Genomic DNA, 12,897 nt, shown 5'->3' on the forward strand with positions numbered 1-12,897 from the left:
GCCCCGGGCGGGCCACCGCCGTCACGTTGATGCCGCTGTTCCATGGCAGTCACGCTAGACCGGGGCATCGGCGAAGGGCGTCCGCCAGGCGTGGCGATCAGGCGTACTCCCGCTGGAGTACGAGGGGGAGTACGCCCTGCGGTACGAGGCGGGGTGCGGGAGCCGGCGGCCCCGGTCGGCCTACCGGTCCAGCCGGCTCAGTGCCCGCCCCGCCAGCGGATGCGTCCGCACCAGCTCGGCCAGCGTCATCGAGCCGCGGGTGATCTTCGCGAACGCGTTCCACGCCGGGCGGAAGCCCGTGAGGGCCGTGTGCAGCAGGCCGGGGCGGCGCTCGAAGACGTTGAGCATGCGGCGGCCGACGCTCATCTCGACGCCGAGGCCCGCCTTGATGGCGAACGCGTAGTTCAGGGCCTGACGGCGGGCGTCCACCGCGTCGTGGGCCTCCGAGATGCGCACGGCCCACTCCCCCGCGAGCCGCCCGGAGCGCAGCGCGAACGAGATGCCCTCGCGGGTCCACGGCTCAAGGAGGCCCGCCGCGTCGCCGCAGACCAGGACGCGCCCGCGCGAGAGCGGCGAGTCGTCGCTGCGGCAGCGCGTGAGGTGGCCGGAGGACAGGCTCGGCTCGAAGCCCGCGAGGCCGAGGCGGGCGATGAAGTCCTCCAAGTACCGCTTCGTGGCGGCGCCTTCGCCGCGCGCGGAGATCACGCCGACGGTGAGGGTGTCGCCCTTGGGGAACACCCAGCCGTAGCTCCCGGGCATCGGTCCCCAGTCGATGAGGACGCGGCCCGCCCAGTCCTCCGCGACGGTCTCGGGCACCGGGATCTCCGCCTCCAGGCCGAGGTCCACCTGGTCGAGCTTCACGCCGACGTGCGCCCCTATGCGGCTGGCGCTGCCGTCCGCGCCGACGACGGCGCGGGCCAGGACGGTCTCGCCGCCCTGGAGGACGACGGCGACCGTGCGCCGGTCGGGCACCGCGGGTCCGTGCTGCTCGACCCGGCTCACCGTGGCGCCCGTGCGCAGCTCGGCGCCCGCCTTCTGTGCGTGCTCGACCAGCTGCTGGTCGAACTCCGGGCGGTTGATCAGCCCGAACAGCATGCTCCGTGAGCGGCGGGTGCGGGCGAACTTGCCGTCCAGGGAGAACGTCACGGCGTGCACGCGGTCCTGGAAGGGCAGCTCGAATCCCGGCGGCAACGCGTCGCGCGAAGGGCCGATGATGCCGCCGCCGCACGTCTTGTACCGCGGCAGTTCGGCCTTCTCGAGGATCAGTACGCTGCGTCCGGCGACGGCTGCCGCGTACGCCGCCGAGGCGCCCGCGGGTCCGGCGCCGACCACGACGACGTCCCAGACCTGCCGCGCGTCGTCCGCTGAGTTCTCGCTGCTCACGTTGGTCTTCCGCTCCCGATCCCGCTCTTGGCCGCGCTCTCTTGAGGCATCCTACGGCGCACGCTTCCGCGATCCTCCTGTGGGAGGATCACGTACACCCCGCACAACGTCGCACCCACGAGGAGCGTGCCCATGTCGCCGCATCCGATCGCCGAGACCGTCGCCTCCCTCATGCCGAAGGCGAAGGCGGAACTCACCGAACTGGTGGCGTTCAAGTCGGTGGCGGACTTCGAGCAGTATCCGCGGAGCGAGAGCGAGGCCGCCGCGAACTGGGTCGCCGACGCGCTGCGCACCGAGGGCTTCCAGGACGTCGCGCTGCTCGACACCCCGGACGGCACCCAGTCGGTGTACGGCTTCCTGCCCGGCCCCGAGGGCGCCCCGACGGTCCTGCTGTACGCGCACTACGACGTGCAGCCGCCGCTCGACGAGGCCGGGTGGGCCACGCCCCCGTTCGAGCTGACGGAGCGCGACGGCCGCTGGTTCGGCCGCGGCAGCGCCGACTGCAAGGGCGGCATCGTGATGCACCTGCTCGCGCTGCGCGCCCTCAAGGCGAACGGCGGCGTCCCGGTGCACGTGAAGGTCATCGCGGAGGGCTCGGAGGAGCAGGGCACGGGCGGCCTCGAACGGTACGCGGAGGAGCACCCGGAGCTGCTGCGCGCGGACACGATCGTCGTCGGCGACGCGGGGAACTTCCGCGTCGGCCTGCCGACGGTGACCGCGACGCTGCGCGGCATGACCCTCGTCCGCGTCCAGATCGACACCCTGGAGGGCAATCTGCACTCCGGCCAGTTCGGCGGCGCGGCGCCGGACGCCCTGGGGGCGCTGGTGCGCGTCCTCGACTCGCTGCGCGCCGAGGACGGCTCGACGACGGTCGACGGCCTGGACGGCGGCGGTGTGTGGGAGGGCCTGCAGTACGGCGAGGCGGACTTCCGCAAGGACGCCAAGGTCCTCGACGGCGTCGGCCTCATCGGCGACGGTTCGGTCGCCGACCGCATCTGGGCCCGCCCGGCCGTCACGGTCCTCGGCATCGACTGCCCGCCGGTGGTCGGCGCGACGCCGTCCGTGCAGGCCTCCGCGCGGGCGCTGATCAGCCTGCGGGTGCCGCCGGGCGTGGACGCCGCCGAGGCGACGAAGCTGCTGCGCGCCCATCTGGAGTCCCGCACGCCGTGGGGCGCCCGCGTGCGCACCGAGCAGATCGGCCAGGGCCAGGCGTTCCGCGCGGACACCACGAGCCCCGCCTACGAGGCGATGGCCGGGGCGCTCAGCGAGGCCTACGACGGCGAGAAGATGCAGGCCGCCGGCATGGGCGGCTCCATCCCGCTGTGCAACACGCTGGCCGCGCTGTACCCGGAGGCGGAGATCCTGCTGATCGGCCTGAACGAGCCGGAGGCCCAGATCCACGCGGTCAACGAGAGCGTGTCCCCGCAGGAACTGGAGCGGATGTCGGTCGCGGAGGCGCTGTTCCTCCAGCGGTACGCGACGAGCTGACGCACCGGCCCCGGCCCTGGTCGGCGCTTCGCGCTACAACAGCCCGCGGTCCCGTGCGTACAGCGCCGCCTGGGCGCGTCCGCGCAGGCCGAGGCGGGTGAGGATGCGCGAGATGTGGTTCTTCACGGTGCCCTCGCTGAGGTAGAGCCGGGAGGCGATCTCGCGGTTGGTCGCTCCGGTCGCGACGAGCCGCAGGATCTCCACCTCCCGGGCGGTCGGTTCGGCCTCGCCCTGCGGAGGTGAGGGCGGCGCGGCCGGGACGGGTGGCGGCGAGGGCGCGGCGGCCAGGCGCCGGGTGACCGCGGGGTCGAGCTGGGCCACGCCCCGGTGTGCGAGCCGTACGGCGGCGGCCAGTTCGGCCGCGGGCAGGTTCTTCAGGAGGTAGCCGACGGCACCGGCGCGCAGCGCCTGGACGACGTACTCCTCGTCGTCGAACGTCGTCAGCATGACCACCTTGCAGCCGGGCGCCCGGCTGCCGAGCACCGTCACCGCCTCGACGCCGTCCATGCCCGGCATGCGGACGTCCATGAGGACCACCTCGGGCGCCAGGGCGAGCGCCGCGTCGACGGCTTCGGCTCCGTCGGCGGCCGTACCGACGACGCGAATGCCGGGCTGGATGCCGAGCAGGGAGGCGATGCCTTCGCGGACCAGCTCTTGATCGTCGACCACGAGGACGCGCACGACGGCAGCGGGGACGCCTGGGGCTTCCGGCGTCCCTGGCGTCTCTGGGCTCCCTGAAGTCTCCGGGCTCCGTGGGGTTTCCGAGGTCACGGTCCGCCGCCCGATGTACGCGGCACCGTCACCGTCAGCGTCGTCCCCTCCCCCGCCTCGCTCTCGATGTGCAGTGCGCCACCGAGGAGTTGGAGCCGTTCGCGCAGGCCGAGCAGGCCGACGCCCGGCGCCCCGCCCGTCGCTCCGGGGCCGGGCAGGCCGCGCCCGTCGTCGGCCACGGTGAGGCGGGCGGCGGCTGCGCCGTACTCCAGGGACACGGTGACGTGCCGGGCGTCGGCGTGGCGGCGGGCGTTCGTCAGGGCTTCCTGGGCGGCGCGGTAGAGCGCGGTCAGCGGGTCCGCGTCGTACCCGGTCTCCGCTCCGGCGATGGCGAGGGTCACGCGCGGCCGGTCGGTGCCGGTGTGGCGTACGAGGTCGGCGAGCGCGGCCGACAGGGAGAACGGGTCGGCCTCCTCGCGCAGGGCGCGGACCGACCGGCGCACCTCGTCGAGCGCGCGGGCCGCCGACCAGCGGGCGTCGGCGACGGCACGGTCGGCCGCCGCCGCGTCGCGGGCGCGGAAGGTGTCGGCCTTCTCCAACTGCACGGCGATGGCGATGAGATGGTGGCCGAGGCTGTCGTGGATGTCGCGGGCGAGGCGGTTGCGTTCCTGGGCCGTCGAGAGTTCGGCGACCCGTGCCGCGTACTCCCGCAACTGGCCGTGGGACGCCCGGAGTTCACGCACGGTCGACTCCAGGCTCCGCCGCGCCTCCTGCTCGCCCGTCGCGACGGCCGCCATCGACACGGCGAGCACCAGGCCGAGCCCGAACATCAGCAGGTCGGAGATCGCCTCGGCGTCCGCGTACCAGCCGTCGACCGCGAGCGCGTACCAGCCGAGCAGCGCGCCCGCACAGCCCGCGCCGAGCACGAGGCTCGCGCGGCGCCCGAACGCGAAGTATGCGGTGAACGGCACCAGGACGAACAGCACCCGGGACAGGCCCGCGCCGTCGCAGGCGGCCACGGCGAAGAAGAGCCCGACGCGCAGGACGAGGACGGCCGCCGCGACGGCACCGCGCCGCCCGCCCGCACGGCACCAGCGCGCCTCGGCCGCGTCCAGGGCGAAGAGGGCGGCCACGCCGATGACGAACCCCGCGGTGCGCACGGGGTGTTGGGGGTCGTCCCCGACGATGTCGTAGTACACGCCCGCGAACAGCACGGCGGCGTAGAGCACGGAGGAGACCCAGGGGACGGGGCGGGGCGGCCGGTCCTCCGCCGCGCGCGCTCGGGGCACGTCCAAGGGGTGCGCCGTGGCCGTCATCCGTGCCTCCCCGCCCGCACGACGCGCCTTCCAACCGGCATGACCCGCCTCCCCGTCCACATCGCACGCCCGCCGACCCTCGCGGCGCGCCTCCGAACCTGTCTGGCGGACACGGTACTTGGGGCGACTCGACCGGAACGAGGCTTCGGGGGGCGGTCCGGCCGGGTCTGGCCGTTCGGCATGTGCCGTACGGCCAACGGACCCTCGGCACCCGCCCGCAGGCGTGGCCGCCGCCCTGGCCGGACGGCACTTATGGCCGTCCCCGGCCTCTCCCTACGGTCGCCCTGCCCCGCTCCACACCGGGCGCCGACTCCCCGTCGAGCAGGGGCGGCTCCGGCCGAGCGCGGGACCGACGACCGAAGGAGCTCCACGCATGACGTTCCGTCACTTCTCGGCGGTGGCAGCCGCGTTGCTGCTGACCACCCTCACCCCGACCGCCACGGCCGCCCCCGACCCCGCGCCCTGCCCCGGCGACCGGCTCCGCGTCCCCGGCGCCGAACGCACCGTCGCCGCCTGCCTCCGCGACCTCACCACGGCGGGCACCGTCGCCTCCGGCCACACCGACCCCGCGGACTGGGCGGGCCTGGAGGCCCCGGGGACCCGTAACCCGAGCGGCGTGCCCGGCGTCCAGCTCGACGGCTACTTCCCCGACTCCTCCACCACGAACAGCACGCACGGCTGGGACCACGACAGCCAGTTCGTGATCCGGCTGCCGGAGCGCTGGAACGGCGGCCTGGTCGTGGCGGGACCGCCCGGCGTCCGCGAGCAGTACGCCAACGACCGCACCATCGCCGACCACGTCCTCGCGCGGGGCTACGCCTTCGCGGCGACCGACAAGGGCAACACGGGCCCCGCGCTGTACCGGGACGGCAAGCGCCCCGGTGACGCCATCGCCGAATGGCACCGGCGCCTCACCCAGCTCACCGTCGCCGCCAAGCGCGTCGCGGCCCGGCACTACGGCCGCGCGCCCCGGCACACGTACGCGGCGGGCATGTCCATGGGCGGCTATCTGGTCCGCTGGCAGCTGGAGAACGTGCCGTGGCTGTACGACGGCGGCCTCGACTGGGAGGGCGTGCTCCTGACCCGCGACGCACCGAACCTCCTGGCGACGCTGCCGCCCGCGCTGCGCGCCTACCCGCGGCTCCTCGCGGGCGAGCCCGGCGCGCGCGAGGCACTGCGCGCCGCGGGCTATCCGCCGGAGTCCGAGCCGCTGTGGGAGACGCACTACCGCATGCAGTGGGACACCCTCCAGCGCCTCATCCGCGAGGAGGTCGACCCCGGCTACGACGGCGCGACCGAGGCCGGTACGCCGTTCTGCCGCGAGGGCACGGGCAAGGGCTGCGACACCGACTACGACTACGCGGCCCGTCCGCGCGCGGTGCACGACACCGTGGCCCGCCTGTCCCTGACCGGCCGCGTCCAGCGCCCCCTGATCACCGTGCACGGCACGCTCGACGCCCAGGTCCCCATCGGCCCCGGCTCCGACCGGTACGCACGGCTCGTGGAGAAGGCACACCGCGGTGACAAGCACCGCTACTACCGGATCACCGGCGGCAACCACACCGACGGGCTGTACGGCGCGCACCCGCGCCTCGTGCGCCCCATACTCCCCTGCGCACGCGACGCCTTCGACGCGCTGACGGCCTGGGCGGAGGACGGCACGGCCCCGCCACGCAGCCGCACGGTGCCCCGCCCGGACGGCGACCCGGTGCAGTCCTGCACGCTCTGACCAGCCGGTTCCCGGGAACCGACGGGCGGCGCTTTGCCCTGGGCGGAACGCCTACGCCCAGGGCGAAGTGATCTCCCGTCAGCGGCGACCGCCTCCGTACGGTCGCCGCATGAACGCCATCGAGATCATCGAGCTCCGGCCCCGCCTCCACGTCTTCCGCTTCCCCGTCGGCCAGGCCTAACTGTGGCGGGACGACGAGGAGCTGACCCTCGTCGACGCGGGCCCGCCCGGCGGCGGCGCGGCCCTCGCGGACGCCATCTCCGGAATCGGGCTTCGCCCCGGCGACATACGCCGCGTCGTGCTCACGCACTTCCACGGCGACCACGCGGGCGGCGCGGGCGAGTTCGCCGGGCTCACCGGGGCGACGGTGTACGCGCACCACCTGGACGCGCCGATGGTGCGCGGTGAGGTGCCGGGTCCGGCGCCCGCCCTGGAGGACTGGGAGGTGCCGATCTTCGAGGATCGGCGTACATCTCCCGCAGCACGGCGTGCTGTTCACGGGCGACGCCATCGCCGCCGCGCCCGAGCACGGCGTGCTGCTCGGCGTCGGCAACCAGGACCGGGGGCAGGCCGTCGCGTCCTTCCACCGGCTCGCCGCGCTGGAGGCGGACGTGGCGTGCTTCGGGCACGGCGATCCGGTGGAGCGGGACGCTTCGGCGGTGCTGCGGGCCGCTGCGGAGCGGTACGGGAACTCCTGAGATCCCCTTCGACGGTGTCCAGACGGGGTCCGGCGGTGCACCGGCGGCGTTCTAAGGGGCCGCGCGCCGCGCCTTGTCGGCCAAGACCACTTCGGCCCGTTTGAACGCCGCCGCCTGAATGCGCGCCAGCTCAGTGATAACCGCGCGATCCTTCTCCGGAAGCGAATGCACGAGCTTGCGTCGCGCCTCAATGGCCGACGAAGAAAGCCGACTTGCCAAGGCGCATTCACCGTCATCTGCGGCGACGCCACGTTCGAGTGCGCGGAATTCCAAATTCTGTGCGGACGCCCTCCGATCACGTTTCTCATATTCATCGCTCAACTTCTTGCGGGCCGCTTCGGGAGACGGGTACGGGTGACCGCGTTCCGCCATGCAGGAGCGCCAGCGGGCCAGTGCGGCCACGTACCCGGCCTGCCGGGGGACGGCCGCGTCCAGACGGCCGTTGAGCGCCTGCGGCGTGTAGTACATGCGCGCCCAACTGACGACGTCCCCGGCCAGTGCGGCGCGCGCCCTGGCGTCACAGCCACGCTGTCCCACGTCGACCGTTCCCGTGCCCGTAGCGACCTCCGTCCGCGCGTCGGGCGGACCGGAGAAGGCCAGGTCGAAGCGGCGGCGCCGGTCCGCGTCGAGTTCGGTGTAGTACGGCGCGGGCGGCGGCCCCGACGACGGTGGCGGGGACGCGATGCCGTACCCGTGGCGGCGCCGCGAGGGCAGGTCGACCAGCGCCTTCGCGTCGTCGAGCGAGGTCGGCCGGGCCGCCTTGGCCGCCGGGTACGCGAAGCCCGCGCGCCGCATGCAGGTGTGGGTGAGCTGGTTCAGGGCCGTGTCCAGGGTCTGCTGGACCGCGGGCCAGCTCCCGGACCGGGTGACCATGTCGACGGCGTCCGCGCTCAGCCCCCCGGCTGACGCGGGCGCCGTCGACCGGGGACCGGCCGGCCCGCCGGGCGCCGCGGAGCAGCCCGACAGACCGGCCAGCACGGCCACCGTGAGGCACACGACCCGTGGCGGCCTGCGCGTCACCTCGGCGAACACCAGTGGTTGGAGCTGATGGTGTCGTTGAACGCCGGGTCGCTGTAGCCGACCGGCGGCGCGGCGGCGAAGTTCGGCACCGCGTCGTTCCTGCCCAGGCTGTGGTACCTGCCGGTGTAGTTGAAGCCCGTCCAGAAGTAGACGGTGCACTGCCGCCCCGCGTTGGCGTACGAGCTGATGCAGTCGTTCCAGGTGCCGCCCCGGCACTGACTCTGCCGGAAGTCCCTGAAGTCCTCGTTGTTTCCGGCGACCTTGCCGTCCTCGCCGCCGTAGTTGATGTTCACCCAGAAACACGTGTACGTGCTGGGGCACGAGGGTCGCACCTGTGCACCGCTCTCACCCCGCGAGCCACTCGCGCCGCTTCCGCCGCTCTCTCCCGCCGAAGCCGGAGCCGCCGCGAGTCCACCGAGCACCAGCGTCGCGGAGGCCGCCGCCACTCCCCAAGTCCTACGCATGTTTTCCCCTTCAACCGACGATGGATGGAACTCCCTTTCTTCGTGCCGAAAAGAGACTGATGCATTAACCGGCCCGACTGCTACGAATGTGCGGCTGGACGCACATTCCCTGGTACGTGGATATCCGACCGCACCGCGAACCACGGGAAGTTGTTCGAGGCAACGGAAACGGGGGAACCGGAATGCTGCGGATTCATTTCACCTCGGACGATCTGGCTCGTACGCGATTCGCCGACGGCCCCGATCCACTGTGGGAGTTGAACATCAGCCTGCACCGGCTCCAGCGCCGCGACGCCTCGGTGCTCTTCGGCTCCTGGCGGCGCCGGGTGGCCCCGGCGCTCCCGGCCGACGTCCGGCTGCTCTCGGCGCTCTCCCCGGCCCGCGGCTACACGTGCGACTTCCTCACGCCCCGCACCGGCGCGGGGCTGTGCGAACAGACGGAGGCCCTGCGCGCCCTGCCCCGGCAGACACTGCGCGCCGACCTCCTGACCTTCAGCCGCCTCAACCCCGGCCGCAGGCTGCCCTCCTGGACGGCCGCCCTGGCCGCGGGCTCGGCCCCCGTGCTCGGCCGCATCGCCGACACCGCCCAGGCCTGCTTCGACGTCGGGCTCCAGCCGTACTGGCGCGTCATCCACGACGAGGTGCGCCACGACGTCGCACTGCGCACCCGGGCCCTCGCGCACGGCGGGTGGGGCGCGGTCCTCGGCGCGCTGCACCCGTCCGCGCGCTGGGACTACCCGGTCCTCACCCTCGACTTCCCCGTCGAGCAGGACCTCCACCTGGCGGGCCGTGGCCTGCTGCTCCTGCCGTCCTTCTTCTGCCGTTACAACCCCACGGCCCTGTTCGACCCCACCCTGGAGCCCGTCCTGGTCTACCCGATCGAACACCGTCCGGGCTGGGAGCGTCCCGGCCACGCCCCCGCCGGCCACCCGGCCCTGACCGCACTGCTCGGCCGTGCCCGCGCCGTGCTCCTGGAAGCCGCGGCCGACGGCACGTTCACCACCACGGAACTGGCCCAGCACACCGGCCTGACGCCGTCCAACGCCAGCCGCCACCTCACCGCGCTGCGCCAGGCCGCGCTCGTCTCCAGCCGCCGCTACCGCAACACCACGCTGCACGCGGTCACCGCGCTCGGCGCGGCCCTCCTGAACGGCCGGCAGCCGCTGCTGCCCGCCTGACGCGACCGCCCGGTGCCAGGCCCCGGGCTCAGCCGCCCACCGGCTCCCCGGCCTCCAGGTACAGCGTCGCGCCCCGCTCGCGCGCCCGCAGCGCCCAGCGCAGGCGCGCGTAGCGCACGGGCGGGAGCATCCGGGCGGCCTCGTCCTCGGTGGCGAAGCGCCAGTCGCGCAGTTCCGGTCCCGGCAGCAGCAGTCGGCGCGCCTCGGCGCTGTCGAGGCGGCCGCCGTCGAAGAGGAAGCGCATGCCGCCGTAGCCGGGCGGCGCGGGCGGCTCCCAGTCGGCGACGAGGAGGCGCGGCGTGCCGGTGAGGCGGATGCCGGTCTCCTCGGCGACCTCACGGACACCGGCCTGCGCGGGTGCCTCCCCCGGCTCCACCACACCGCCGGGGAACTCCCAGCCCGCCTTGTACGTCGGATCCACCAGGAGCACCCGGTCGCGCTCGTCGAAGAGCAGCACGCCGGCGGCGAGGGTCTCGGCGGTGGGCTCGGGCGTCTGCACGATGTCGCAGACGGCGGCGGCCCCGGTGCGCACGGCCTCGGCGATGTGCTCGGCCGTCTCGGACGGTGTCAGGGCGCTGTTGTCGACGCGGTGGGCGTCCGCGCCGAGCCAGGCGGACAGCGCGGCGAAGTAGGGCTCGATGTGGTCGAACGACCACTGGCGGACGCGCAGTTCGGCGTCGGGCACGTCCGGGGAGACCTCGCGTCCGGCGATGCGTGCACGCAGGATCGTTTCGTCCGGAGCGAGCAGGACGTGGCGCACGGGTATGCGGCGGGCGGCGAGGCCGCCGAATATCTCATCGCGGTACTCCTGGCGCAGCAGTGTCATCGGTACCACCAGTACGCCGCCGACCTCGGCGAGCAGCCCGGCGGCCGTGTCCACCACCAGGCGCCGCCAGATCGGCAGGTCCTGGAAGTCGCTCACCTCGGCGAGGTGCTTGGCCGGAAGGAGCTGCGGCAGCGCGCCGCCGATGACCTCAGGGTCGAAGAGTGTGCTGTTCGGGATCAGCTCGATCAGTTCCCGTGCGGCGCTGGTCTTGCCCGCACCGAACGCGCCGTTGATCCAGACGATCACGGTTCCCCCTCTTCTGTTGGCCCCCAGTGGCTTGCCCGCAACACACTGCCACGGAAACCAGCGCCTGATGAGGGTGGCCGTTCTCGTACGAACCACCAAGCCGCCCTGTCAAGAGCCTCGCAGTAACTTCCCCCTATCGAGTGGCAGTGCTCTCCCATGAATCGTTCCCGCACTCCCTCTCGCGGCCCTGCCCGATAGCGTGATCCGCCAGGCACCCTGGCCCCTGGTGACCTCCTCGTTCCGGTTGCTGCACAGCAGCCGCCCCCGGCCGCGCGCACTGGCCGGGGCTCGCCCTGGGGGGACTAGTGCATCAGGACAAGCTGAGCGAATTCACGTGCGAGAACCCGGACTTACCACCCCGGGTGTACGAGGTCGACGGCGCCACGGTCGTGGAACTGTACGGCGACATGGACCTCGTGGGGTTCCAGCGCACGCTCCCCCACCTCGACCCGGTGACGGCGGGCCCGGCCCGGGTCGTCGTGGTCGATCTGACGCGTGCCACGTTCCTCGACTGCTCCGGCCTCTCCCTGCTCATGCGGGCCCACCGCCGCCTCACCGCCCGCGGCGCCGCGCTGCGGGTGGTGTGCGCCGACCCCATGACTCTGCGCGTCATGGGCATCACCGGTCTCAAGGCGACGCTGTCACCGGTCGCCTCGGTACGGGAGGCGCTGGCGCAGCCCCGCCTCGACCCTTGACCGGAGACGGCAGCGGGTCCCGGACCACACTCCCGGGGCCCGCACGGCCGCGTCGCTCCCGCGAAGCACCGGGCGGAATCGCGAGCCCCGCAACGGTATGGAAAGGTGGAAATCGCCGAAAAGCAGTGCAATCGGCGCCATTCCACCCCGAGAGGAGCGCGGCCATGTCCTCGAAGCGACGCCGCAAGAAGAAGGCCCGCCGCAAGCACGCGGCCAACCACGGCAAGCGGCCGCAGTCCTGACAGCCGGGCCGCCGCGGGTACGGCCGCGCCGGGTTTCTGGTCCCCGTACAGGGGCGGAATCGGGACACCGGCGTATCCGTGCACAGCCATGACCGGTACTCCGCCCGAGGCACCGGGACGGCCCGCCGCCCGACAACTGCCGTAAGGACCGCACGGCACGTCGAGGTCCGGCCGCCGTCCGTCGCGGCCGGGACGGGATTCGGCGCGAGCCGACCGGGAACTCGCCAGGGACGCGGTCATCCCGACCCGCCGTCGAGCAGCCAGTGGTAGCGCAGCCGCAGCGCCCGCTCCGTGCTGGCCGCCGCGGCACCCAGCCCCACCAGGACGTTGCCCCGTGCCGACAGGTCCACGGGCGAGGTGAAGGCCCCGACGTGCCGGGCGATCTCCTCAGGCCTGGTGAGCTGCTCGACCAACTGGGCGATGAGCAGGAGCAGTGCGACGACGAGCACGATCGACGAGAAGTGACCGATCCAGCGGCTCAGGGCGGGGTGCGCGCGGTCGACGTACGCACGGCGCCCTTCGGCGGAGTCGCGGTCCGGGACGAGTCGGTGCTCGGTTCCCTCGGCGGTGACGTAGTGGCAGCGCTTGAGCCCGAAGGCGCTCGTCCTCACTTCGACGGTGCCGCCGTGGACGGGGAAGGCGGCGGGGAGTCGGGACCGCGCGTGCTGCCTGCCGTCGACGTACAGGTGGGCGTTGACGGCGCCGGACTCATCGGTCCGCCCGTGCTTGACGTCGATGGCGTAGACGACCTGCCGACCGTCGTCGTGCGTCAGCCGAAGGTAGAAGAGCGCGCGGGACAGCAGCTGCCACCAGCGGAAGGGCTTCAGCGGCCGCCCGTCCCCGGGCTTGACCCTCCGGGCCGCCCGGCGCTGCCGCCACTCCTTGATCATGACTCCGCTCC

Annotated in this window: 12 protein-coding genes and 1 pseudogene; 6 read left to right on the plus strand and 7 right to left on the minus strand. The window is 73.4% G+C overall.

Going from position 1 to position 12,897, the window contains the following annotated elements; genetic code table 11:
• Window positions 1-180: 180 nt before the first annotated feature.
• Window positions 181-1,383 carry a geranylgeranyl reductase family protein gene (locus tag ACFVHO_RS36140; protein WP_385724387.1) on the minus strand — a complete coding sequence of 401 codons (1,203 nt, stop codon included), beginning with the start codon at window positions 1,381-1,383 and terminating at the stop codon, window positions 181-183.
• A gap of 132 nt (window positions 1,384-1,515) precedes the next feature.
• Between ACFVHO_RS36140 and ACFVHO_RS36145 the strand changes: the two genes are divergently transcribed.
• On the plus strand, window positions 1,516-2,871 hold the full coding sequence (locus ACFVHO_RS36145; protein WP_385724390.1) for a dipeptidase: 1,356 nt from the start codon (window positions 1,516-1,518) through the stop codon (window positions 2,869-2,871).
• A 33-nt stretch (window positions 2,872-2,904) separates the two neighbouring features.
• Here the strand turns inward: ACFVHO_RS36145 and ACFVHO_RS36150 are convergent, their stop codons facing one another.
• Both ACFVHO_RS36150 and ACFVHO_RS36155 read right to left on the minus strand, forming a co-directional pair.
• Window positions 2,905-3,552, minus strand: coding sequence for a response regulator (locus tag ACFVHO_RS36150; RefSeq protein WP_385724392.1), 648 nt, complete (start codon window positions 3,550-3,552; stop codon window positions 2,905-2,907).
• Between the two features lie 86 nt (window positions 3,553-3,638).
• Entirely contained in the window at window positions 3,639-4,898 is a 1,260-nt protein-coding gene (locus tag ACFVHO_RS36155; protein WP_385724395.1) for a sensor histidine kinase, read from the minus strand.
• Between the two features lie 373 nt (window positions 4,899-5,271).
• Between ACFVHO_RS36155 and ACFVHO_RS36160 the strand changes: the two genes are divergently transcribed.
• Together ACFVHO_RS36160 and ACFVHO_RS36165 are read left to right on the plus strand one after the other, a co-directional pair.
• Window positions 5,272-6,627 carry a tannase/feruloyl esterase family alpha/beta hydrolase gene (locus tag ACFVHO_RS36160; protein WP_385724398.1) on the plus strand — a complete coding sequence of 452 codons (1,356 nt, stop codon included), beginning with the start codon at window positions 5,272-5,274 and terminating at the stop codon, window positions 6,625-6,627.
• A 181-nt stretch (window positions 6,628-6,808) separates the two neighbouring features.
• Window positions 6,809-7,325 (plus strand): annotated as a pseudogene (locus ACFVHO_RS36165) (MBL fold metallo-hydrolase).
• Between the two features lie 51 nt (window positions 7,326-7,376).
• Here the strand turns inward: ACFVHO_RS36165 and ACFVHO_RS36170 are convergent.
• Window positions 7,377-8,357, minus strand: coding sequence for a hypothetical protein (locus tag ACFVHO_RS36170; RefSeq protein ID WP_385724401.1), 981 nt, complete (start codon window positions 8,355-8,357; stop codon window positions 7,377-7,379).
• Entirely contained in the window at window positions 8,342-8,809 is a 468-nt protein-coding gene (locus tag ACFVHO_RS36175) for a peptidase inhibitor family I36 protein (RefSeq protein WP_385724403.1), read from the minus strand. Before ACFVHO_RS36175 ends, ACFVHO_RS36170 begins: the two co-directional genes overlap by 16 nt.
• Before the next feature lie 182 nt (window positions 8,810-8,991).
• On the opposite strand from ACFVHO_RS36175, the gene ACFVHO_RS36180 reads away from it, so the two are divergent.
• On the plus strand, window positions 8,992-9,987 hold the full coding sequence (locus tag ACFVHO_RS36180; protein WP_385724406.1) for an ArsR family transcriptional regulator: 996 nt from the start codon (window positions 8,992-8,994) through the stop codon (window positions 9,985-9,987).
• Between the two features lie 28 nt (window positions 9,988-10,015).
• Here ACFVHO_RS36180 and ACFVHO_RS36185 read toward each other — a convergent pair whose 3' ends face one another.
• Window positions 10,016-11,059, minus strand: coding sequence for an NUDIX domain-containing protein (locus tag ACFVHO_RS36185; protein ID WP_385724409.1), 1,044 nt, complete (start codon window positions 11,057-11,059; stop codon window positions 10,016-10,018).
• Window positions 11,060-11,364: 305 nt separating this feature from the next.
• Between ACFVHO_RS36185 and ACFVHO_RS36190 the strand changes: the two genes are divergently transcribed.
• Together ACFVHO_RS36190 and ACFVHO_RS36195 are read left to right on the plus strand one after the other, a co-directional pair.
• Window positions 11,365-11,754 carry an STAS domain-containing protein gene (locus ACFVHO_RS36190; protein ID WP_385724412.1) on the plus strand — a complete coding sequence of 130 codons (390 nt, stop codon included), beginning with the start codon at window positions 11,365-11,367 and terminating at the stop codon, window positions 11,752-11,754.
• A gap of 125 nt (window positions 11,755-11,879) precedes the next feature.
• A complete protein-coding gene (locus tag ACFVHO_RS36195; protein WP_385724415.1) occupies window positions 11,880-11,996 on the plus strand; it encodes a 50S ribosomal protein bL37 in 117 nt (38 codons plus the stop codon).
• Window positions 11,997-12,232: 236 nt separating this feature from the next.
• Here ACFVHO_RS36195 and ACFVHO_RS36200 read toward each other — a convergent pair whose 3' ends face one another.
• Window positions 12,233-12,886 carry a hypothetical protein gene (locus ACFVHO_RS36200; protein WP_385724418.1) on the minus strand — a complete coding sequence of 218 codons (654 nt, stop codon included), beginning with the start codon at window positions 12,884-12,886 and terminating at the stop codon, window positions 12,233-12,235.
• Window positions 12,887-12,897 lie beyond the last annotated feature (11 nt).

This window comes from Streptomyces sp. NPDC127108, from assembly GCF_042677545.1.
Lineage (GTDB): Bacteria > Actinomycetota > Actinomycetes > Streptomycetales > Streptomycetaceae > Streptomyces.

Excerpts from the sequence above, each read along its gene's own strand:
- ACFVHO_RS36180 (WP_385724406.1), top strand. The coding sequence starts at position 8,992 with ATGCTGCGGATTCATTTCACCTCGGACGATCTGGCTCGTACGCGATTC.
- ACFVHO_RS36175 (WP_385724403.1), bottom strand. The coding sequence starts at position 8,809 with ATGCGTAGGACTTGGGGAGTGGCGGCGGCCTCCGCGACGCTGGTGCTC.
- ACFVHO_RS36160 (WP_385724398.1), top strand. The coding sequence starts at position 5,272 with ATGACGTTCCGTCACTTCTCGGCGGTGGCAGCCGCGTTGCTGCTGACC.
- ACFVHO_RS36155 (WP_385724395.1), bottom strand. The coding sequence starts at position 4,898 with ATGACGGCCACGGCGCACCCCTTGGACGTGCCCCGAGCGCGCGCGGCG.
- ACFVHO_RS36145 (WP_385724390.1), top strand. The coding sequence starts at position 1,516 with ATGTCGCCGCATCCGATCGCCGAGACCGTCGCCTCCCTCATGCCGAAG.
- ACFVHO_RS36200 (WP_385724418.1), bottom strand. The coding sequence starts at position 12,886 with ATGATCAAGGAGTGGCGGCAGCGCCGGGCGGCCCGGAGGGTCAAGCCC.